This window comes from Pseudomonas sp. SJZ078 (assembly GCF_007828255.1).
Lineage (GTDB): Bacteria > Pseudomonadota > Gammaproteobacteria > Pseudomonadales > Pseudomonadaceae > Aquipseudomonas.
Genome location: NZ_VIUG01000031.1, coordinates 23,163 through 42,400, shown reverse-complemented (window position 1 = coordinate 42,400; position 19,238 = coordinate 23,163). Strand labels below are relative to the sequence as shown.

The 19,238-nt window shown below is 62.8% G+C and carries 17 protein-coding genes and 1 pseudogene; 6 read left to right on the top strand and 12 right to left on the bottom strand.

Annotated features, from left to right (window positions below; genetic code table 11):
- The first annotated feature begins 21 nt into the window (after positions 1-21).
- The 4 genes and pseudogenes from nuoM (at position 22) to FBY02_RS22590 (ending at position 4,239) form a co-directional block, all read left to right on the top strand.
- Complete coding sequence (nuoM, locus tag FBY02_RS22605) at positions 22-1,554, top strand: NADH-quinone oxidoreductase subunit M (RefSeq protein ID WP_144930343.1); 1,533 nt, start codon at positions 22-24, stop codon at positions 1,552-1,554.
- Positions 1,555-1,561: 7 nt separating this feature from the next.
- Positions 1,562-3,025 carry an NADH-quinone oxidoreductase subunit NuoN gene (nuoN, locus tag FBY02_RS22600; RefSeq protein WP_144930342.1) on the top strand — a complete coding sequence of 488 codons (1,464 nt, stop codon included), beginning with the start codon at positions 1,562-1,564 and terminating at the stop codon, positions 3,023-3,025.
- A 133-nt stretch (positions 3,026-3,158) separates the two neighbouring features.
- A pseudogene (locus FBY02_RS28475) lies at positions 3,159-3,299 on the top strand (CopG family transcriptional regulator); the annotation flags it as partial.
- Between the two features lie 136 nt (positions 3,300-3,435).
- On the top strand, positions 3,436-4,239 hold the full coding sequence (locus FBY02_RS22590) for a DeoR/GlpR family DNA-binding transcription regulator (protein WP_144930341.1): 804 nt from the start codon (positions 3,436-3,438) through the stop codon (positions 4,237-4,239).
- A gap of 514 nt (positions 4,240-4,753) precedes the next feature.
- On the opposite strand, the gene otnI is transcribed toward FBY02_RS22590, so the two are convergent.
- The 5 genes from otnI to ltnD all read right to left on the bottom strand — a co-directional run bounded on the left by otnI (position 4,754) and on the right by ltnD (position 10,045).
- On the bottom strand, positions 4,754-5,536 hold the full coding sequence (gene otnI, locus FBY02_RS22585; RefSeq protein WP_144930340.1) for a 2-oxo-tetronate isomerase: 783 nt from the start codon (positions 5,534-5,536) through the stop codon (positions 4,754-4,756).
- Positions 5,537-5,560: 24 nt separating this feature from the next.
- A complete protein-coding gene (locus FBY02_RS22580) occupies positions 5,561-7,021 on the bottom strand; it encodes an SLC13 family permease (protein WP_144930339.1) in 1,461 nt (486 codons plus the stop codon).
- Positions 7,022-7,202: 181 nt separating this feature from the next.
- A complete protein-coding gene (locus FBY02_RS22575) occupies positions 7,203-7,841 on the bottom strand; it encodes an aldolase (protein WP_144930338.1) in 639 nt (212 codons plus the stop codon).
- The gene (gene otnK / locus FBY02_RS22570) at positions 7,838-9,130 is read right to left on the bottom strand and encodes a 3-oxo-tetronate kinase (protein ID WP_144930337.1); all 1,293 of its coding nucleotides are present in this window, start codon (positions 9,128-9,130) and stop codon (positions 7,838-7,840) included. The genes FBY02_RS22575 and otnK overlap by 4 nt, the downstream gene beginning before the upstream one ends.
- Before the next feature lie 9 nt (positions 9,131-9,139).
- A complete protein-coding gene (gene ltnD, locus FBY02_RS22565; protein WP_144930336.1) occupies positions 9,140-10,045 on the bottom strand; it encodes an L-threonate dehydrogenase in 906 nt (301 codons plus the stop codon).
- A 203-nt stretch (positions 10,046-10,248) separates the two neighbouring features.
- Here ltnD and FBY02_RS22560 point away from each other — a divergent pair, with 203 nt between their 5' ends.
- Both FBY02_RS22560 and FBY02_RS22550 read left to right on the top strand, forming a co-directional pair.
- Complete coding sequence (locus FBY02_RS22560; protein ID WP_144930335.1) at positions 10,249-11,355, top strand: NAD(P)/FAD-dependent oxidoreductase; 1,107 nt, start codon at positions 10,249-10,251, stop codon at positions 11,353-11,355.
- Positions 11,356-11,657: 302 nt separating this feature from the next.
- A complete protein-coding gene (locus FBY02_RS22550) occupies positions 11,658-12,134 on the top strand; it encodes a hemerythrin domain-containing protein (protein WP_144930334.1) in 477 nt (158 codons plus the stop codon).
- Positions 12,135-12,183: 49 nt separating this feature from the next.
- Here the strand turns inward: FBY02_RS22550 and FBY02_RS22545 are convergent, their stop codons facing one another.
- The 7 genes from FBY02_RS22545 to FBY02_RS22510 form a co-directional block, all read right to left on the bottom strand.
- Positions 12,184-13,062 (bottom strand): LysR family transcriptional regulator, encoded by an 879-nt coding sequence (locus FBY02_RS22545; RefSeq protein WP_144930333.1) that lies wholly within the window; start codon positions 13,060-13,062, stop codon positions 12,184-12,186.
- A 256-nt stretch (positions 13,063-13,318) separates the two neighbouring features.
- Complete coding sequence (ycaC, locus tag FBY02_RS22540; RefSeq protein ID WP_041024338.1) at positions 13,319-13,948, bottom strand: isochorismate family cysteine hydrolase YcaC; 630 nt, start codon at positions 13,946-13,948, stop codon at positions 13,319-13,321.
- Positions 13,949-14,092: 144 nt separating this feature from the next.
- Entirely contained in the window at positions 14,093-15,931 is a 1,839-nt protein-coding gene (locus FBY02_RS22535) for an amidohydrolase (RefSeq protein WP_144930332.1), read from the bottom strand.
- Positions 15,932-16,059: 128 nt separating this feature from the next.
- Entirely contained in the window at positions 16,060-16,686 is a 627-nt protein-coding gene (locus FBY02_RS22530) for an antibiotic biosynthesis monooxygenase (RefSeq protein WP_144930331.1), read from the bottom strand.
- Positions 16,679-17,092: a DoxX family protein gene (locus FBY02_RS22525; protein ID WP_144930330.1), complete on the bottom strand. Its 414-nt coding sequence runs from the start codon at positions 17,090-17,092 to the stop codon at positions 16,679-16,681. The genes FBY02_RS22530 and FBY02_RS22525 overlap by 8 nt, the downstream gene beginning before the upstream one ends.
- Positions 17,089-18,036 (bottom strand): LysR substrate-binding domain-containing protein, encoded by a 948-nt coding sequence (locus tag FBY02_RS22520; RefSeq protein ID WP_144930329.1) that lies wholly within the window; start codon positions 18,034-18,036, stop codon positions 17,089-17,091. Before FBY02_RS22520 ends, FBY02_RS22525 begins: the two co-directional genes overlap by 4 nt.
- A 185-nt stretch (positions 18,037-18,221) precedes the next feature.
- On the bottom strand, positions 18,222-19,043 hold the full coding sequence (locus FBY02_RS22510; protein WP_144930328.1) for an alpha/beta fold hydrolase: 822 nt from the start codon (positions 19,041-19,043) through the stop codon (positions 18,222-18,224).
- Positions 19,044-19,238: the final 195 nt, after the last annotated feature.

The following is a 19,238-nucleotide window of genomic DNA, read 5'->3' as shown; positions in this document are numbered from 1 at the left end:
GCGAAAGGAAACGAGCCCGTCATGATTCTGCCCTGGCTAATCCTGATCCCCTTCATCGGCGGCCTGCTGTGCTGGATCGCGGAGCGCTCCAGCTCCACGCTCCCGCGCTGGATTGCGCTGCTGACCATGTCCCTGGAACTCGCGCTCGGCCTCTGGCTGTGGGCGACCGGCGACTATTCATTCGCCCCTGCCCCCGGCGCCAACCCGACCTGGGCGCTTGAATTCAAGCACCTCTGGATCGAACGCTTCGGCATCAGCGTGCACCTGGCCCTCGACGGCCTGTCGCTGCTGATGATCCTGCTGACCGGCCTGCTGGGGATCCTCTCGGTCCTCTGCTCCTGGAAAGAGATCCAGCGTCACGTCGGCTTCTTCCACCTCAACCTGATGTGGATCCTGGGCGGTGTCGTCGGCGTGTTCCTGGCGCTGGACCTGTTCATGTTCTTCTTCTTCTGGGAAATGATGCTGGTGCCGATGTACTTCCTCATCGCGCTCTGGGGTCACAGTTCTTCGGACGGCAAGAAGACCCGGATCTACGCGGCGACCAAGTTCTTCATCTTCACCCAGGCTTCCGGCCTGATCATGTTGGTGGCGATCCTGGGCCTGGTGCTGGTCAACTTCAACAACACCGGCGTGATTACCTTCAACTACGCCGACCTGTTGAAAGTACAGATGTCGCGCAGCACCGAGTACGTACTGATGCTGGGTTTCTTCATCGCCTTCGCGGTGAAGCTGCCGGTGGTGCCGTTCCACTCCTGGCTGCCGGATGCCCACGCCCAGGCGCCGACCGCCGGTTCCGTGGACCTGGCCGGTATCCTGCTGAAGACGGCAGCCTACGGCCTGCTGCGTTTCGCCCTGCCGCTGTTCCCCAACGCCTCGGCCGAGTTCGCGCCGATTGCGATGACCCTGGGCCTGATCGGAATCTTCTACGGTGCGTTCCTGGCGTTCGCCCAGACCGACATCAAGCGCCTGATCGCGTTCTCCAGCGTCTCGCACATGGGCTTCGTGCTGATCGGGATCTACTCCGGCAGCCAGCTCGCCCTGCAAGGCGCGGTGATCCAGATGCTCGCCCACGGCCTGTCGGCGGCGGCGCTGTTTATTCTCAGCGGTCAGTTGTACGAGCGCCTGCACACCCGCGACATGCGTGAGATGGGTGGCGTGTGGTCGCGCATCGCCTACCTGCCGGCCATCAGCCTGTTCTTCGCAGCCGCCTCCCTGGGCCTGCCGGGCACCGGCAACTTCGTCGGCGAGTTCCTGATCCTGATCGGCACGTTTGCCAGTTCGCCGTGGATCATCGCCATCGCCACCTCCGGCCTGGTGTTCGGTTCGGTCTACTCACTGATCATGATCCACCGCGCCTACTTCGGCCCGTCGAAGTCGGACGAAGTGCTGCGCGGCATGGACGGTCGCGAACTGATCATGGTGCTGGGCCTGGCGATGCTGCTGGTCTACCTCGGCGTCTACCCGCAGCCGTTCCTCGACACGTCTGCCGCCACCATGCATGGCGTGCAGCAGTGGCTCGGCACCGCCTTCTCTCAACTCGCTTCGGCCCGGTAAGAGCGCTATGGAATTCACGATTCAACACTTTATCGCGCTTGCACCGCTGTTGATCACCAGCGCCACGATCATCGTGGTGATGCTGGCGATCGCCTGGCGGCGCAATCACTCACAGACCTTCCTGTTGTCGGTGGCAGGGCTGAACCTGGCCTTGCTGTCGATCCTGCCGGCCCTGAAAGTCGCGCCTCTGGCGGTCACGCCATTGCTGCAGATCGACAGCTTCGCCTGCCTGTACATGGCGTTGATCCTGGTCGCCACCCTCGCCTGCGTCACCCTCGCCCACGCCTACCTCGGCGACGGCGGTTCGGGTTACCCGGGCAACCGCGAAGAACTGTACCTGCTGATCCTGATGGCCGCCGCCGGCGGCCTGGTCCTGGTCAGCGCACAGCACCTGGCCAGCCTGTTCATCGGCCTGGAACTGCTGTCGGTGCCGGTCTACGGCCTGGTGGCCTACGCCTTCTTCAACAAGCGCTCCCTGGAAGCCGGCATCAAGTACATGGTGCTGTCGGCCGCCGGTTCGGCGTTCCTGTTGTTCGGCATGGCGCTGCTCTACGCGGAAGCCGGTACCCTGAGCTTCGTCGGCATCGGCCAGGCCCTGGCGGCCACCGGCCTGCCCAGCCCGATCGCACAACTGGGCCTGGGCATGATGCTGATCGGCCTGGCGTTCAAGCTGTCGCTGGTGCCGTTCCACCTGTGGACCCCGGACGTCTACGAAGGCGCCCCGGCGCCGGTGGCGGCGTTCCTGGCCACTGCCTCGAAAGTAGCAGTGTTCGCGGTCATGGTGCGTCTGTTCCAGATCTCGCCCGTGGCCAGCAGCGGTGTGTTGAGCAACGTACTGACCATCATCGCCATTGCGTCGATCCTGTTCGGTAACCTGCTGGCACTGACCCAGAGCAACCTCAAGCGTCTGCTGGGTTACTCGTCCATCGCCCACTTCGGTTACCTGCTGATCGCCCTGATCGCCAGCAAGGGCCTGGCGGTGGAAGCCATCGGCGTTTACCTGGTCACCTACGTGATCACCAGCCTCGGCGCCTTCGGCGTGATCACCCTGATGTCCTCGCCGTACAACGGCCGCGACGCCGACGCGCTGTACGAATACCGCGGCCTGTTCTGGCGCCGTCCGTACCTGACCGCCGTGCTGACCGTGATGATGCTGTCCCTGGCCGGCATCCCGCTGACCGCCGGCTTCATCGGCAAGTTCTACATCGTCGCCACCGGCGTCGAGGCTCACCAATGGTGGCTGGTCGGCTCCCTGGTGCTGGGCAGTGCCATCGGCGTGTTCTACTACCTGCGCGTCATGGTCACCCTGTACCTGATGGAACCCAACCTGCGTCGTCACGATGCCGAGCTGCACTGGGAACAGAAGGCAGGCGGCGTGATGCTGCTGGCCATCGCCATCCTGGCGTTCTTCCTCGGCGTGTACCCGCAGCCGTTGCTGACCCTGGTCCAGCAGGCGGGCCTGACGGGCTGATCGCCTGGGCAGTGTCGTTGTGAAAAAAACCCGCGTCGCGAGATGCGGGTTTTTTATGCCTGTATTCCTGAAAGCAACCGGAGATCTGTGGCGAGGGGGTTTATCCCCGCTGGGCGTACAACTGGCCGAGAACCTTGATCAGATAACTGAACGCAGTTGCCTGACCCTCGAGGCCTTGGCTGATGTCGACGCCGACCGAGTGACAGATCACTTATCGGTCCTAGCCTGGACTGATAGCCTTAGTACTGACACTCCGTTGCCAGTACCGCGCTGATGGAATTGAAGCGGATAAACAATCTGTACAAGACAATCGTGGCGAGGGAGCTTGCTCGGCTTTGTGCCTCGTCCGCCTCCCGCGGATTCGCTACTATGTACGCTCCCCTGCCCTATCAGTCACCGAGCCCACACCAATGCCCACCTCCAAGGACATGGCCAACGACAGCCCTGCACCGATGATTCCCGAGCAGCGTCGGGAACAGATCCTGCGTCAGTTGCGCAAGCATCAGGTGCTGAGCGTTCATCAGTTGATGGAGATGTTCGATTGCTCGCACATGACCGTGCGCCGCGACATCGCCCTGCTGGAGCAGGAAGGTCGAGCCTATTCGGTGACGGGTGGGGTGCGCATCGCCAGCCAGTTGCACAGCGAGCCGAGCCACCAGTCCAAGGCCGTGGTGGAACTGCCGCAGAAACAGGCCATGGCCAAACTGGCGGCCAGGCTGCTCAAGGATGACATGACGGTGTACCTGGATGCCGGCACCAGCACGCTGGAGATCGTGCCTTACATCAAGGCGTTGTCGGGGATGACGGTGGTGACCAACGATTTCGGCGTGGTCCAGGCGCTGATGGAAGCACCGCAGGTGACCGTGATTCATACCGGCGGGCAGTTGGATCATTCCAATCACTCCTGCGTCGGCGGGCTGGCGGTGGCGACCTTACGTCAGATAGTGACGGACATTGCCTTCATGTCCACCAGTTCGTGGGACCTGCAACGGGGCATCACCACGCCATCGGCCTTGAAAGTGGAGGTCAAGCAGGTAGCGATGCAGTCGGCCTCGCAAGTGGTGCTGGTGGCCAGCAGCTCCAAGTACGGCACCTTCAGCATGTACCGCATCGCCGGGCTGGAACAGTTCGACTTCATCATCAGCGACAACGCCCTGGCTCAGGCGGCGGCCGATGGCATCCGCAAGCAGGGGGTTGAATTGCTGTTGCCGTGAGGGGCCTGCTCCGGGTGGGCGATCCGACGAAAGCGCTGGGTCAGCAACATCTGTTTGACTGACACTCCGTCTTCGCGAGCAAGCCCGCTCCCACAATGGGCCAGTGCACGCCCGTTAGAACCAAACCTATCCATAAGCCACGCCGCGGCTTTTGATCTTCCGCCCCTTCGGCAGGCTGAGCGCAGGCGTTCAGCAGGGGGATGGCGCACAGCGCCGTTCGACGCAGTCGAACCCATCGAGTGGAGGTCAAGCGCAGCGGACCGGAGCCGATGCCCCCCTGATGAATGCCGGAGCGAAGGAACCCCGAGCCTTGGCGAGGGGCCGTACGCTGGGGCGGAGCGTTCTTTGCCTACTTTCTTTGGCGTTTGAAAGAAAGTAGGTCGCCGTAAGGGCGAAACCATAGGTGGCCGTTACGCAATAATGGATATGTACACGGTCAACATCAGACCGCCATCGCGAGCAAGCTTTGCTCCCACAAAAGGCGAGTTCACCCCCTTTTGTGGAGCAGACAAAATCAGCGTGCCTTCCAATCCCGCAACCATTGCAAGCCGGCCGAAGTATCTCCGCGCGGCCGATATTCGCAACCCACCCAGCCGTCATACCCCAGCTCATCCAGCAGCTCGAACAGGAACGGATAATGGACTTCCCCCAGGTCCGGCTCATGGCGATCCGGCACGCCGGCAATCTGGATGTGGCCGATGCCATTGAAGTCACGCCGCAACTTGCTCGCCAGATCACCCTCGACGATCTGACAGTGGTAGCAATCAAACTGCACCTTGAGGTTATCGGCCCCCACCTCCCGGCAAATGGCATGGGCCTGGTCCTGGCGGTTCAGGAAAAAGCCCGGCATGTCCCGGGTGTTGATCGGCTCCAGCAACACCGTGATCCCAGCCTTCGCCGCCTGGGTCGTGGCGTAGGCGAGGTTTTCCAGGTACACAGCGTGGTGCCGGGCACGCTCGGCTTCGGACGGCAGCAAGCCGGCCATGACGTGAACGTTTGAATTGCCCAGCGTCGCGGCATAGCTCAGGGCCCGGTCGAAACCCTCGCGGAATTCCTGCTCACGTCCTGGCAGAGTCGCAATACCCCGCTCCCCTGCCGCCCAATCCCCGGGCGGTGCGTTGAACAACGCCTGGACAAGGCCATTGTCATCCAGCCGCTGCTTGAGCACCTCGGGGCTGTACTCGTAGGGGAACAGGTACTCCACGGCATCGAAACCATCGGCCGCCGCAGCCGCGAAACGGTCGAGGAAATCATGTTGCGGGTAGAGCATGCTGAGGTTGGCTGCGAAACGAGGCATACCGACGCTCCTGGAATAAAAAGGTTAGACGAAAGGCCAGATCAACAAGGTGATACCAAAACCGAGTGTACCGAGCAGCGTGGTGATCACGGTCCAGGTTCGCAGGCCGTCCGCCACGTTGAGCCCTGCCAGTTTAGTGAAGATCCAGTAGCCGGCATCGTTGATGTGGGACATCGCCAGTCCGCCACCGCCCATGGCCAGGCACAGCAGCGCCAGGTGATTGGGGGTCAGACCGAGCGTAGCGATCAACGGGCTGATGATACCGGCGGTGGTCACCAGCGCGACCGTGGTCGAACCCTGCACGGCGCGCAGCAACATGGTCAGCAAGAAGCCCAGCGCCAACACCGGCAGCCCGGTGGTGCGCAACATGTCGGACACCACCGCTCCGATCCCGGTGTCCACCAGGACCTTGCCAAAGACGCCACCGGCACCGGCGATCAGGATCACCATCGCCACCCCGGGCAACGCCGAGCCGATCACATCGGACACTTGGGTGCGACTCCAGCCCCGCCGTGAGCCCAGCAGCCAGGCGCAAAGCAAGGTGTCGATCAGCAAAGCCACCAGCGGCGCCCCCAACACCGTCATGACACCGCGAACCGTGGATTCCACCGGCAGCAGCGTGGTCGACAGCGTGCCCAGCAGGATCAGCACGATTGGCAACAGGATCAGCCCGACAATCAGACCGAAGCCCGGTGGCGGCGCCGCTGGCAGCCTGGCGACCAGCGAGCCGGTGGATTCTTCCAGCCCCATATGGGACACGGCGATGGCGGCTTGCAGCGGATCCCTGCCGTTGCCATTGCTCCAGGCGGCGAGGTCTTCGTTGGTGACATGGGGACCGTAGACTTCGGCGCGGATGTCGTCGGTCATCGGATAGAAGCGACGGGTCATGCGCCCCGCCACTTTATAGCCGACAAAACACAGGAATGCAGTCAGCGGCAGGCCGAACATCAACACCCTGCCCAGGTCCGCGCCTAACTGGCTGGCCGCCGCCACGGCCCCCGGATGTGGCGGCAGGAACGCATGCACCGTGAGCAATGCCGCGCACATCGGCAAGGCGAACACCAGCAACGGCTTGCGGGCGCTGCGGGCCACGCCATAGGCCAGCGGCATGAGGATGATGACACCCACCTCGAAGAACACCGGCACGCCGATGATGAAACCGGCAATGGTCAGGGCCAGCGGTGTACGCCGGTTGCCAAAACGTTCGATCAGGGTTCTCGCCAGGGCCTCGGCGCCGCCCGACAGCTCGATGATCCGCCCGATCATCGCGCCCAGGGCAATGATGATCGCGATATGGCCGAGGGTCTTGCCCATGCCGCCTTCGATGGTTGCCACCAGGTCGGCCGGCTTCACCCCGGCCACCAGCGCCACCAGGATGCTCACCAGCATCAGCGCCACGAACGGTTGGAACTTGTACTTGAGCACCAGGAACAGCAACAGCGCAATCCCGGCACCGGCCGTGATCATCAGGATGACCGGGCTCATGGGCGCTCCCCTCCGCAGAGGAACGGGAGAACGCTTGCACGACAAACACTGCGGTTGAAATGGATCATGGAGTGAACCCTGTTGTTATTGTGTTTTCAGCCAGCCCGCACGGTACCGCTGTCGAGGGAATCGATTCCCTCGACACTGGCTGTGCAAGGCTTTGGTTCTTGTGGCGGATCCCTTACCAATCGGCGCCGAAGATCGCGCGCAGCTCATCCAGTGCCGCCTGATCGAGCGGCTCGGGTCTGGGATTGCTCATCAGCCAGAGCCGCGCGGTTTCTTCCAACTCTTCCAGGGCGTAGCTGGCCCGGGACACCGAACTTTCCCAGACCACCGGGCCCAGGCGTTCGAGCATCACGCCGCGAACCCGATTGGCCAGTTGCGCCACCTGCTCGGCCACGTTGGGCGAGCCGGGGCGCTGGTAGCCGATCAATGGAACATGCCCGACCTTCATCACCTGATAAGGCGTGAGCGGCGGCAAAATGTCATCGTGGCGCCAGACCCCGGCCAGGGTCAGCGCCACCAGGTAGGTGGAGTGGGTGTGCACCACGCCGCCGACCGTCGGGTTGCGGTCGTAGACCTGGCGATGCAACGCCAGGGTCTTGGAGGGCTTGTGCCCGGACAGCCAATCGCCGGCGCTACTGACCTTGGCGATGGCCGCTGGATCGAGACGTCCCAGGCAGGCATCGGTCGGCGTGATCAGCCAGCCATCGTCGAGCCGGGCGCTGATGTTGCCCGCACTGCCGACGGTATAGCCGCGTTGATAGAGGCTAAGGCCGACTTCGCAGATTTCTTCGCGCAAGGCGCTTTCCGGGCTCATCGAGCGCCTCCGGACAATTGCGCGAGGGCCTTGGCGAAGAAATCGCGACCGCCGAAATTACCCGACTTGAGCGCCAGAGCCAGCGGTTGCGGGCCGCTGCTGAGGGTGGCTGGCACACCGGGATCGATCTGCGCACCGATCTGCAGCAGCGTCACCTCCAGCGCCTTGACCACCGCGCCGGAGGTTTCGCCACCGGCAATCACGAAACGCCGTACACCCTGCTCGCGCAAACCTCGGGCGATGTCGCCCAAGGCATTCTCCACCAGCGCACCGGCCCGCCCGGCGCCCAACTGTTGTTGTACGAGCCTGACTTCATCGGCGTTGTTGGTGGCATAGATCAGCACGGTGTCCGCCGCGTCACGGGCAAACGCCAGGGCTCGGGCCACCACCGGCTCACCGGCCGCCAGCGCCACGGGATCGATGCGCAAGGCTGGCCGCCCAGCTTCGAGCCAGGCGGCCACTTGTCCATTGGTGGCGATGGACGCGCTGCCGGCCAAGACCACTTCACCGCCAGGGACCTGGGGCAACGTCGACACATCGAAATCCCTCAGCTGGCCGGCTCGCCGGAAGTTGTCCGGCAGCCCCAGGGCCAGCCCGGAGCCGCCCGTCAGCAACGGTAGGTCCGCGCAGGCCGCGCCGAGGGTGTACAGGTCCGCATCGGACAACGCGTCAGCGATGGCCATGCCGACGCCCTGGGCACGCAACCCGGCGATCTTCGCCCGCACGGCGTCCACGCCCTGGGCGACACTGTCGTAGCGCAACAGGCCGACCTCGAGGGAAGTCTGGGCTTGCAGCACACGCACCAGGTTGGCGTCGGTCATCGGCGTCAATGGGTGGTGTTGCATGCCCGACTCGTTCAGCAATTGGTCCTGCACGAACAGATGGCCGCGGAAAATCGTTCGGCCGTTTTCCGGAAACGCCGGGCAGGCCAAGGTGAAATCACTGTCCAGGGCCTTGAGCAAGGCTTCGCTCACCTGGCCGATATTGCCTGCGGCGGTCGAATCGAAGGTCGAGCAGTATTTGAAGAAGATCTGCTGGCAGCCGCGTTCACGCAACCAGGCCAGTGCCGCGAGGGATTCGTCGATGGCCTCGGCCACAGGCAGGGTCCGCGACTTGAGGGCAATGACGATCGCATCGGCCGCCAGGCCTTCAGCGTCTTCGGCACCGGGAATGCCGATGCGCTGCACCGTGCGCATGCCGCCGCGCACCAGCATGTTGGCCAGGTCCGTGGCGCCGGTGAAGTCGTCGGCAATGCAGCCCAGCAGCGGGCGTGCGTTGGAAGGGGTCATGGCGGCTCCTCAAATCGCGTCGGGGTTGGCGGTCGGCAGGTCGATGCCCGGGAAAATCTTGATCACCGCCGAATCATCCTCCCGCCCGAAGCCGGCGCTGGAGGCCTGCATGAACATCTGGTGCGCGGTGGCCGACAGCGGCAACGGGAATTTGCTGGCGCGGGCGGTATCGAGCACCAGGCCCAGATCCTTGACAAAGATGTCCACCGCCGACAGCGGCGTGTAGTCAGCCTTGAGGATGTGCGGCACGCGGTTCTCGAACATCCAGGAGTTGCCGGCACTGTGGGTGATCACTTCGTACAGCGCATCGGCATCCACGCCTTCGCGCAGCCCCAGCGCCATGGCTTCGGCCGAGGCGGCAATGTGTACGCCGGCCAGTAACTGATTGATGATTTTGACTTTGGAGCCCAGGCCGTGGACATCGCCCAGGCGATAGACCTTGCCCGCCATGCCCGCCAGGACCGCTTCGGCCTTGGCATAGGCCGGGGCCGGGCCCGACGTCATCATGGTCATCTCGCCGGCCGCTGCCTTGGCCGCGCCGCCGGAGATGGGCGCGTCGAGGTACAACAGGCCGGTCTGCGTCAGGCGCTGACCCAGTTCCACGGCAAAGGTCGGCGCCACCGTGGCACAACCAATGACCAGACTGCCCTCGCGCAAGGCTTGCACGGCACCGTTCTCGCCAAACAACACGGTGTCGGTCTGCTCGGCATTCACCACCACCGTGATGATCACATCGCATTGAACCGCCATGTCGGCAGGCGACACACAGGCCACGCCGCCCTCGCCGGCAAATTGCTCGGTAACGGCGGCGCGCACATCACAGGCATGCACATTGAAGCCTGCGCGCAGCAACGAGCGGGCAATGCCCAGGCCCATCGCGCCGAGCCCGATCACACCGACATTCTTGTTATTCATGAGGCACTCCGGAAAAGACAGCGAACCGTTCTGTGGGTCTTGTAGCGAGCTTTGTCCTACAGATTGGTTTCGATCATCCACCAATGAACAGATCTTGTGAAGTATTTTTTCAATCTAACATTTTTTAACACGCTTATTGCACTTCACCCGTTGCCCAGGCAGGACTACCCTGAAACGCCAAAGAGTCCTGAGGAGACATGAGGTTGAGCGTCGATATCGAGTGCGTGGTGGTGGGCGCGGGGGTTGTCGGTCTGGCCGTGGCCCGAGAGATGGCCCAGGCCGGCCATGAGGTACTGTTGATCGAAGCCGGTGGCGCCATCGGCATGGGCACCAGCTCGCGCAATTCCGAAGTCATCCATGCCGGCATCTACTACCCACCGGGCAGCCTCAAGGCCCGGTTGTGCGTCGAAGGTCGGCACCGACTCTATGCCTATTGCGAAAGCCACGGTGTGACGACTCGCCGGCTCGGCAAGCTGATCGTCGCCAAAGACCCGGCGCAGGTGGCCGGGCTCCAGGGGTTGCTGGAACGCGGCTTGTTGAATGGCGTGGACGACCTGCGCCTGCTCGATCGGGAGCAGGCGTTGGCCCTGGAGCCGGCGCTGGCGTGTGTCGCCGCGTTGTATTCGCCTTCCACGGGCATTGTCGACTCCCATGCATTGATGCTGGCCTTGCAAGGCGATGCCGAAGCGGCCGGCGCGACCATTGCTTTCCACACGCCATTGCTGGGGGCTCGCATCGGCACCGGGCGCTTCGTGCTGGAATTGGGTGGCACCGCCCAGATGAACCTGTCCTGCCGCCAATTGATCAACGCCGCCGGCCTCCAGGCGCCTGCCCTCGCCCGTCGCACGGAAGGCCTGCCGGCGCAAACGGTACCCCCTGACTATCTGTGCAAAGGCAATTACTTCAGCCTTGCCGGACGTGCGCCCTTCCGGCATCTGGTCTACCCAGCCCCGGAAGCCGCCGGGCTGGGCATCCACATGACCCTGGACCTGGCGGGCCAGGCCCGTTTCGGACCCGACGTCGAATGGGTCAAACACGAGGACTACCGGGTCGATCCCGGTCGCGCCGAAGCCTTCTATCCAGCGATTCGCACTTATTGGCCCGACCTGCCCGATCACAGCCTGCAACCAGCCTACAGCGGCCTCCGCCCGAAGATCTCCGCGCCCGGTGAACCCGCCCACGACTTCCTCATCAGCAGCGCCGCCGAGCACCAGGTACCCGGGCTGATCAACCTGTTCGGCATCGAATCGCCGGGACTGACATCTTGCCTGGCAATTGCCGGGCGGGTGCGGCAGTTGCTCGATGACTGACTGTCACAAGCGGGCTTGCTCGCGAAAGCGGTGTGTCAGTTGACGAAGATGTTGGATGTCAGTCCCCATTCGCGGGCAAGCCCGCTCCCACAGAGAGTTCTGGTCAGCGCAGCGCAAAGTGCAAGGCGCTTTGGCCCCTCTTCATGCAGCCTGCACGATGACAAAAATGGCGATCATTTCAACTCTTTGTTTTAAAAGGACTTTATAAAGCCACCTGGCTGGCACGGCCGATGCAACTCTCGGTTAACACGACGTCGGCGCTTGAAGCCGGCTCGTAACCGTGAATTGCCGAGGAGCTGTATATGAACGCCATCGATCTGTTGAAAGCTGACCATGAACGCGTCAAGGGCATTCTTGCTCAACTGAGCGAATCCACCGAACGCGGCGTCAAGAAACGCACCGACCTGTTGGCGAAGCTGGAAATGGAAGTCACCATTCATACCCGGCTGGAAGAAGAAATCCTGTACCCGGCCTTCAAGCAGGCAGGTGGCAAGGATGAGGCCGAAATGTATTACGAAGCCAAGGAAGAACATCGCACGGTCGATTCGCTGGTGCTGCCGGACCTGAAGGCCACCGATCCTTCCCAACCTGAATTCGCCGGGCGGGTGAAAGTAGTCAAGGAACTGCTTGAGCACCATATCGAAGAAGAAGAGAAAGAGATGTTCCCGCAAGCCAAGAAGGTGCTGGGCAAAGCCAAGCTGGATGCCTTGGGTGAACAGATGGAAACCATGAAGGCGCAGTACAAGAAAGAACTGAGCAGCGCCAACATGGCCGCCTGATCAGGCATTGCCGATGTCTTCAGCCGTCCCGGGACGGCTGAAAGCTCAGCTAGCGCATGTGTTCCCGTAGAAATGCCACCAGCGCCTGCACCGGGCGCGAGCTCTGGCGATGTTGCGGATACACCGCCGACAGTGCCAGGGGTTCGGTTTCGAAACCCTCCAGTACCTTGACCAACCGTCCGTCCTTCAGCGAATCGCCGAGGATGAAGGTCGGGAGATAGGTAATGCCCATGCCGGCGATGGCCGCATCCCTGAGCAGATCACCGTTGTTGGCGCGCATGCGTCCGGCGACCTCCAACACCAGCGGTTTCCCCCCTCCTCCAAAACGCCACTGAACCTGACGGCTGTGGCCATAGGGCAGGCATTCGTGGTTGCGCAGGTCTTCGGGGCGCGAGGGTGTGCCCCGTTGCGCCAGGTAGGACGGGCTGGCGCAATAGACTCGGTCGATGGTCGCAATGCGACGGGCGATCAAAGTCGAATCTTCCAGCACGCCGATTCGTAGCGCCAGGTCGTAACCCTCCCCCAGCAAATCCACCGAGCGGTCACTCAGGTCCACTTCAACGCTGACCTGCGGATAACGCTGCAAGAACAACGGCAGCAGGCAGCCCAGGTGTGCCACCGCAAAAGACAGCGGCGCGCTGAGCCGAAGGGTACCGCGAGGTTCGCTGGTCTGGCCGCTGATGCCCTGCTCCACCTGCTCGATTTCGCTGAGCAGACGCAAGGCCGCTTCGTAATAGCGCTGGCCCAACGGGGTAACGTCCAGCCGCCGCGTCGAACGGTTGAGCAGGCGCACCCCCAGTCGCTGTTCCAGCGCCATGAGCTTGCGGCTGACGAATTGCTTGGACAACCCCAACTGGTCCGCCGCCGCCGTGAAGCTACCCGACTCCATGACCTGGGCAAAAATGCGCATTTCTTCGAAGGGGTTCATTGTCACTCCAGGGGTGGACAGTGAGAGGGCTCAGCTGAGCATTGTGGTCGGGGTGAGACAGGTTGGGAAGGGTTGGGTGGGCTGACGCCATCGCGAGCAGGCTCGCTCCCACACGAATTTTGTTCTGAACATTGCACCTGAGAACGCCCGATTCCCCTGTGGGAGCGAGCCTGCTCGCGATGGCGACCTGTCAGTCGACCAAAAAACCAAAAACGCCCGCACAAGGCGGGCGTCGTCCAGCGACAACCACTGATGCTTACTTGGCAGTCAGCGCCGCGTAGCTGTTCATCAGGTTGCGGTAGTTCGGAATGCGCTGGGACAGCAGGTTGCCCAGGCCTTCAATGTCGTTGCGCCAGTCGCGATGCAGTTCGCAAGCCACCGAGAACCAGTTCATCAGTTGCGCGCCGGCAGCGGTCATGCGGGCCCAGGAAGCCTGCTGCACGGTTTCGTTGAAGGTGCCCGAGGCATCGGTGACCACGAACACGTCAAAACCTTCGGCCAGTGCCGACAAGGTCGGGAACGCGACGCAGACGTCGGTCACCACACCGGCGATGATCAGTTGCTTGCGACCGGTAGCCTTGATCGCCTTGACGAAGTCTTCATTGTCCCAGGCATTGATCTGGCCTGGACGTGGGATGTACGGCGCGTCCGGGAACATTTCCTTGAGCTCCGGCACGAGCGGGCCGTTAGGGCCTTTTTCGAAGCTGGTGGTCAGGATGGTCGGCAAACCGAAGAACTTCGCCAGGTCGGCCAGGGCCAGCACGTTGTTCTTGAACTCGTTGGGCGAGAAGTCCTGGACCAGGGAAATCAGGCCGGTCTGGTGATCGACCAGCAGGACGACTGCATCATCTTTGTTCAGGCGGTTGTAGACAGGGGCATTGCTCATGGGATGACTCCTTTGGGATGGATGTTACAGACCCTGTGGGAGCGGGCTTGCTCGCGAAAGCGGTGTGTCAGCTTGCGACGTCGTCGGATGTGCCGACGCATTCGCGAGCAAGCCCGCTCCCACAGGGGGGGATGTTGATGTCTGTCAGAAAGCGAAGCAGGAACAGCCAAACGCGCCCCAGAAGCCTTGGAAATCGCTGACCGGGACGTTCGACAGCCGCGCCCGCTCATGGCTATGGGAATGCACCGTGCAAGGACCGCTGCACTGGTGCACCTGGGCCTGCAACGGCGAGGTCGGGCGCCAGTGGCCTGGTACCTTGACCACTGGGGACCAGTCCGGCAGTACCGGGACGCTGGCAGGGCCGAGTTTTTCGAAGTCGTCGGCGGCATACACCACCTTGCCGTCGACCACCGTCAGCACGGACTCGATCCACTTGATGGCTTCTTCCTCGACGCTGAAGAAGTCGGCGCTCAGTGCCGCCAGGTCCGCCAGTTGGCCGACTTTGATCTGGCCCTTCTTGCCCTGCTCTGACGAAAACCAGGCGCTGCCATGGGTGAACAGCTCCAGCGCGGTGAGGCGCGGCAGGCCCTCTTCGTGCAGCGCCAGGCCACCGACGGTGCGACCGCTGACCATCCAGTACAGCGAGGTCCAGGGGTTGTAGCTCGATACCCGGGTGGCGTCAGTGCCGGCACCCACCGGCACGCCTTCGGCCAGCATGCGCTTGATCGGCGGCGTCGCTTCGGCCGCCTTGGCGCCGTAGCGGTCGACAAAGTATTCGCCTTGGAAGGCCATGCGGTCCTGGATGGCGATGCCGCCGCCCAGTGCACGGACCCGCTCGATGTTTTGCGGGGTGATGGTTTCGGCGTGGTCGAAGAACCATGGCAGGCCGTTGAACGGGATGTCGCGGTTGACCTTCTCGAACACGTCGAGCATGCGGCTGATGGACTCGTTGTAGGTGGCATGCAGGCGGAACGGCCAACGCTGCTCCACCAGGTGCCGGACCACCGGCTCCAGGTCCTGTTCCATGCTCGCCGGCAGGTCCGGGCGTGGTTCCAGGAAGTCTTCGAAATCCGCTGCCGAGAACACCAGCATTTCACCGGCGCCGTTGTGCCGCAGGAAGTCATCGCCCTGGTGCAGCTTGACGCTGCCGGTCCAGTTCTTGAAGTCGTTGAGCTCTTCCTTGGGCTTTTGGGTGAACAGGTTGTAGGCGATGCGCACCGTCAACTGTTCTTCCCGGGCCAATTGCTCGATCACCGCGTAATCGTCGGGGTAATTCTGGAAACCACCGCCGGCGTCGATGGCACTGGTCAGGCCCAGGCGATTGAGTTCGCGCATGAACTGGCGAGTGGAGTTGACCTGATACTCCAGCGGCAACTTCGGCCCCTTGGCCAACGTCGAGTAGAGGATCATCGCGTTGGGACGCGCCACCAGCATGCCGGTGGGTTCCCCCTTGCTGTCGCGCACGATCTCACCGCCCGGCGGGTTCGGCGTGTCACGGGTATAGCCGGCCACCCGCAACGCGGCGCGGTTGAGCAAGGCGCGGTCATACAGGTGCAACACGAACACCGGGGTATCGGGGGCGGCCTGGTTGAGTTCTTCCAGGGTCGGCATGCGTTTTTCGGCGAACTGGAATTCGTTCCAGCCGCCCACCACGCGCACCCATTGTGGCGTCGGCGTGCGGTCAGCCTGGTCCTTGAGCATGCGCAGAGCATCGGCCAGGGACGGCACGCCTTCCCAGCGCAGTTCCAGGTTGTAGTTCAGGCCGCCGCGGATCAGGTGCAGGTGCGAGTCGTTAAGCCCGGGGATGACGGTGCGGCCCTTGAGGTCGATGACCTGGGTACTGCCGCCACGCAGGGCCATGGCCTCGGCGTCGGTGCCCACGGCAACGAACTTGCCCTGGCTGATGGCCACAGCACTGGCGCGGGGCTTTTCCCGGTCGACGGTGTGGAACTGGCCATTGAACAGAATCAGATCGGCGTTCATAGGGTTTCCTTTAACGATAGATGTGCAGATGAAAAAATGGGTGGTGAGAGTTAGAGAGGTCGCTTCGCGACCTCACGGGGATAAATCCCCTCGCCACAACTGCGCTAGCCAAGAGAACTCGGTGATGTTCAGGGCTCCAGGTGTTCATGGGCCTTGGAGGCCTCCATCCAGGGTGCGAACAAACGGGTCGCCAGCGGCATGCACACGTAGCAGACCGAGAGCACGATGGTCAGGGTGATCAGGAACGTGGCGACGACATAGTTGGATAGAAATGCGTTGAGCTGCAGCACCGGCCCCCAGATCAGCGGCACCAGCAAGGTGTGTGGCAGGATCACCAGCAACGTCACCACGGCCTGCTTCCAGCGCGGTGGCGGTGTAGCGGCATCCGCCAGCGGGGTGAACCAGAACTCCTTGTGGGGCGCGACTTCGGTCTGGTCGCCGTCGGCCAGCAACGGCGCGGCCTCCTCCACCAGTTCGCGGCGCTCAGGCGAATCGAGCCAGCGCTGCAGGGCCTCGGTGGAAAGGAAGCGCAGCACGCAAGTGAACAGCGACAACCCACCCTGCTTGCCCCGCACCACATCCACCCCCAGGTGGCCCGGCCAACGACCGGCCACGGTCACGATGCGTCGTAACCAGGCCTCATAGGCCGCGTCCTGGCCGGCCTTGATCCGGTGTTTGACGATCAGGGTGACGATTTCGTCGGAGCCGGGTGAGGCAGCGCCCGTTGTGGACTCGACAGCTTGAGATTCAGACATGGCGTAACACTCCGGTAAAACGCGCGTTCAGCGCCAGGCGACCCGGCCCGGCGATGAACACGCCGGTAAAGATGATCAGCAGCAGCCAGCCGAACTGCCCTTCTTCGAGGCTCCATTGCGGGTGGACCACCCACAGTGCAACGGCCAACAGGAACAGGACGGGCAGGCACGCCAAGCGCACCAGGACACCGGCCGCGATCAGCAACGGACACAGCACTTCGGCGAAGATCGCCAACATCAGGGTGAGGCTCGCACCGAGGTGAAACGGGTCTTCGATGCGGGTGAGTTCGTCGCTGTAGTGCAGCCACTTCGGCAACCCGTGGACCCACAGCAGAAACAGCGCGCCACTGAGGCGCAGGAACAGCAGTCCCCAGTCCTGCAGGGTACGTTCGTCGGTGACGTTCATCGGTGTGCTCCGTCCTGGTCCGCGTAGGCGGCGGCCGGTAATGATTGGGACATATGAGTAGCAATGCGTGAGCGCAACCAGCGCTCCGCCGGGTCGTTGTCATGCACGCCACTCCAGACCATCGACAACTCGGCCGCGTTGATCTCGAACGGTGGATCCTCGGCCCGCAACGCGCAGCCTTCCACCAGCGCGCAGGCCGCGTAGTCGGGCACGGTGGCGATCAGCTCAGTGCCGGCTAACAAGGCCCGCAAGCCACTGAACTGCGGGACGCCCAGCACCACCTTGCGGGTCCGACCAATGCGCGCCAGGTCCAGGTCGATGTTGCCGCTCAGGTCGCCCGAGAACGACACCATGGCATGGGGTCGCGCGCAGTATTCGTCCAGGGTCAGCGGGCCCGGACGCTTGTCGCCGCGCAAGACCTTGCAGGGGATGTCGCGCAATTTCTTGCGCTTGGCGTTGGCCGGCAGATCAGTGGTGTAGCTGACCCCGACGCTGATTTCCCCGCTGCCCAGCAACGACGACATCAACAGGTAGTTGGCCCGGCGCACCACCACGATGATGCCTGGCGCCTCTTCACGCAGTTGACTCAGCAAGGGCGGAAACAGGCCGAACTCGGCGTCGTCCGACAGGCCGATGCGAAACACGTCGCAGCTGGTGGACGGATCGAAGGCCTTGGCCCGACTGACCGCCCCGGAAATCGTGTCCATGGCCGGTTGTAGCTCTTTGAGGATGGCCATCGCCCGAGGGGTCGGCTCCATGCCGCGCCCGTGACGGATCAGCAGCGGGTCATCGAACAGGTCCCGCAGCCGCCCCAGCGCCGCGCTCACGGCCGGCTGGCCCATGAACAGCTTTTCCGCGACGCGGGTCAGGTTCTTCTCGAACATCAACGCCTCGAAGATCACCAGCAGGTTCATGTCGAGACGGCGTAAGTCGTTGCGATTCATCGGTTAGAGTCCTGTGGAATACCGATCATGTTGGATGCTGACCTGTGGGAGCGGGCTTGCTGGCGAAAGCGGTGCGTCAGTCGACGAAGGTGTTGAATGTCGAACCGCATTCGCGAGCAAGCCCGCTCCCACATTCAGGTTTGTGGCCTGCCTCAGCATCAGGGTGAAACCCGCACCGATACGCTTCAGCCGCGGATGAACGCCAGCAAATCGGCGTTCAGTCGGTCCTTGTGGGTATCGGTCAGGCCATGGGGCGCGCCGGGGTACACCAACAACTGTGAGTTCTTGAGCAGCTTGGCGGCGGCGATGCCGGCGGCTTCGATGGGGACCACCTGGTCGTCATCGCCATGGACCACCAGGGTCGGTACCTCGATGTTGCGCAGGTCTTCGGTAAGGTCGGTCTCCGAGAACGCCTTGATGCAGTCGTACGTGTTCTTGTGGCCGGCGAGCATGCCTTGCATCCAGAACCAGTCGATCATGCCTTGGGACACCTTGGCGCCCGGACGGTTGGCGCCGAAAAACGCGCTGGCCACATCCTTGTATAGCTGAGAACGGTCGACCAGGGAGGCCTGGCGGAAACCGTCGAACACTTCGATGGGCAAGCCGCCGGTGTTGGCCGGGGTCCTGAGCATCAGTGGCGTTACCGCCGAGATCAGCCCGAGCTTGGCGACGCGAGCAGCGCCATGCCGGCCGATATAGCGTGCCACCTCACCACCGCCGGTGGAAAAACCGAGCAACACGGCGTTCTTCAGGTCCAGCCGCTCGATCAACTCGGCCAGGTCATCGGCGTAGGTGTTCATGTCGTTGCCATCCCACGGCTGGCTGGAGCGCCCATGCCCACGGCGATCATGGGCAATCACCCGGTAACCGTTGGACGCCAGGAACATCATCTGCGCTTCCCAACTGTCCGAGTTCAACGGCCAGCCATGGCTGAAGACAACCGGCTGACCATTGCCCCAATCCTTGTAGTAGATCTCGGTGCCGTCGCGGGTGATGAAGGTGCTCATGACATGACTTCCTTGGGGGTGGAGGCCTCCATGGTCCGGTCAGAGGGGATGTATGTGTGAGTTAAACGTTGTTAATTTTTTTGATTGAGGTCAGGACTGTGGGTGCTGTTTGTGGCGAGGGGATTTATCCCCTCGCCACAGGGTGTATCACTGCTGGCTATGAGAGAAGGCTCTAACCGTTGCGCCTGAAGCCGA

Bases quoted from the DNA above. Each gene is read 5' to 3' on its own strand.
- FBY02_RS22550 (WP_144930334.1), top strand. From the start codon at position 11,658: ATGAACGCCATCGATCTGTTGAAAGCTGACCATGAACGCGTCAAGGGC.
- FBY02_RS22545 (WP_144930333.1), bottom strand. From the start codon at position 13,062: ATGAACCCCTTCGAAGAAATGCGCATTTTTGCCCAGGTCATGGAGTCG.
- FBY02_RS22520 (WP_144930329.1), bottom strand. From the start codon at position 18,036: ATGAATCGCAACGACTTACGCCGTCTCGACATGAACCTGCTGGTGATC.
- nuoN (WP_144930342.1), top strand. From the start codon at position 1,562: ATGGAATTCACGATTCAACACTTTATCGCGCTTGCACCGCTGTTGATC.
- ltnD (WP_144930336.1), bottom strand. From the start codon at position 10,045: ATGAATAACAAGAATGTCGGTGTGATCGGGCTCGGCGCGATGGGCCTG.
- FBY02_RS22525 (WP_144930330.1), bottom strand. From the start codon at position 17,092: ATGAACGTCACCGACGAACGTACCCTGCAGGACTGGGGACTGCTGTTC.
- otnK (WP_144930337.1), bottom strand. From the start codon at position 9,130: ATGACCCCTTCCAACGCACGCCCGCTGCTGGGCTGCATTGCCGACGAC.
- FBY02_RS22575 (WP_144930338.1), bottom strand. From the start codon at position 7,841: ATGAGCCCGGAAAGCGCCTTGCGCGAAGAAATCTGCGAAGTCGGCCTT.
- FBY02_RS22530 (WP_144930331.1), bottom strand. From the start codon at position 16,686: ATGTCTGAATCTCAAGCTGTCGAGTCCACAACGGGCGCTGCCTCACCC.
- FBY02_RS22580 (WP_144930339.1), bottom strand. From the start codon at position 7,021: ATGAGCCCGGTCATCCTGATGATCACGGCCGGTGCCGGGATTGCGCTG.
- FBY02_RS22510 (WP_144930328.1), bottom strand. From the start codon at position 19,043: ATGAGCACCTTCATCACCCGCGACGGCACCGAGATCTACTACAAGGAT.
- nuoM (WP_144930343.1), top strand. From the start codon at position 22: ATGATTCTGCCCTGGCTAATCCTGATCCCCTTCATCGGCGGCCTGCTG.
- FBY02_RS22590 (WP_144930341.1), top strand. From the start codon at position 3,436: ATGCCCACCTCCAAGGACATGGCCAACGACAGCCCTGCACCGATGATT.
- otnI (WP_144930340.1), bottom strand. From the start codon at position 5,536: ATGCCTCGTTTCGCAGCCAACCTCAGCATGCTCTACCCGCAACATGAT.
- FBY02_RS22535 (WP_144930332.1), bottom strand. From the start codon at position 15,931: ATGAACGCCGATCTGATTCTGTTCAATGGCCAGTTCCACACCGTCGAC.
- ycaC (WP_041024338.1), bottom strand. From the start codon at position 13,948: ATGAGCAATGCCCCTGTCTACAACCGCCTGAACAAAGATGATGCAGTC.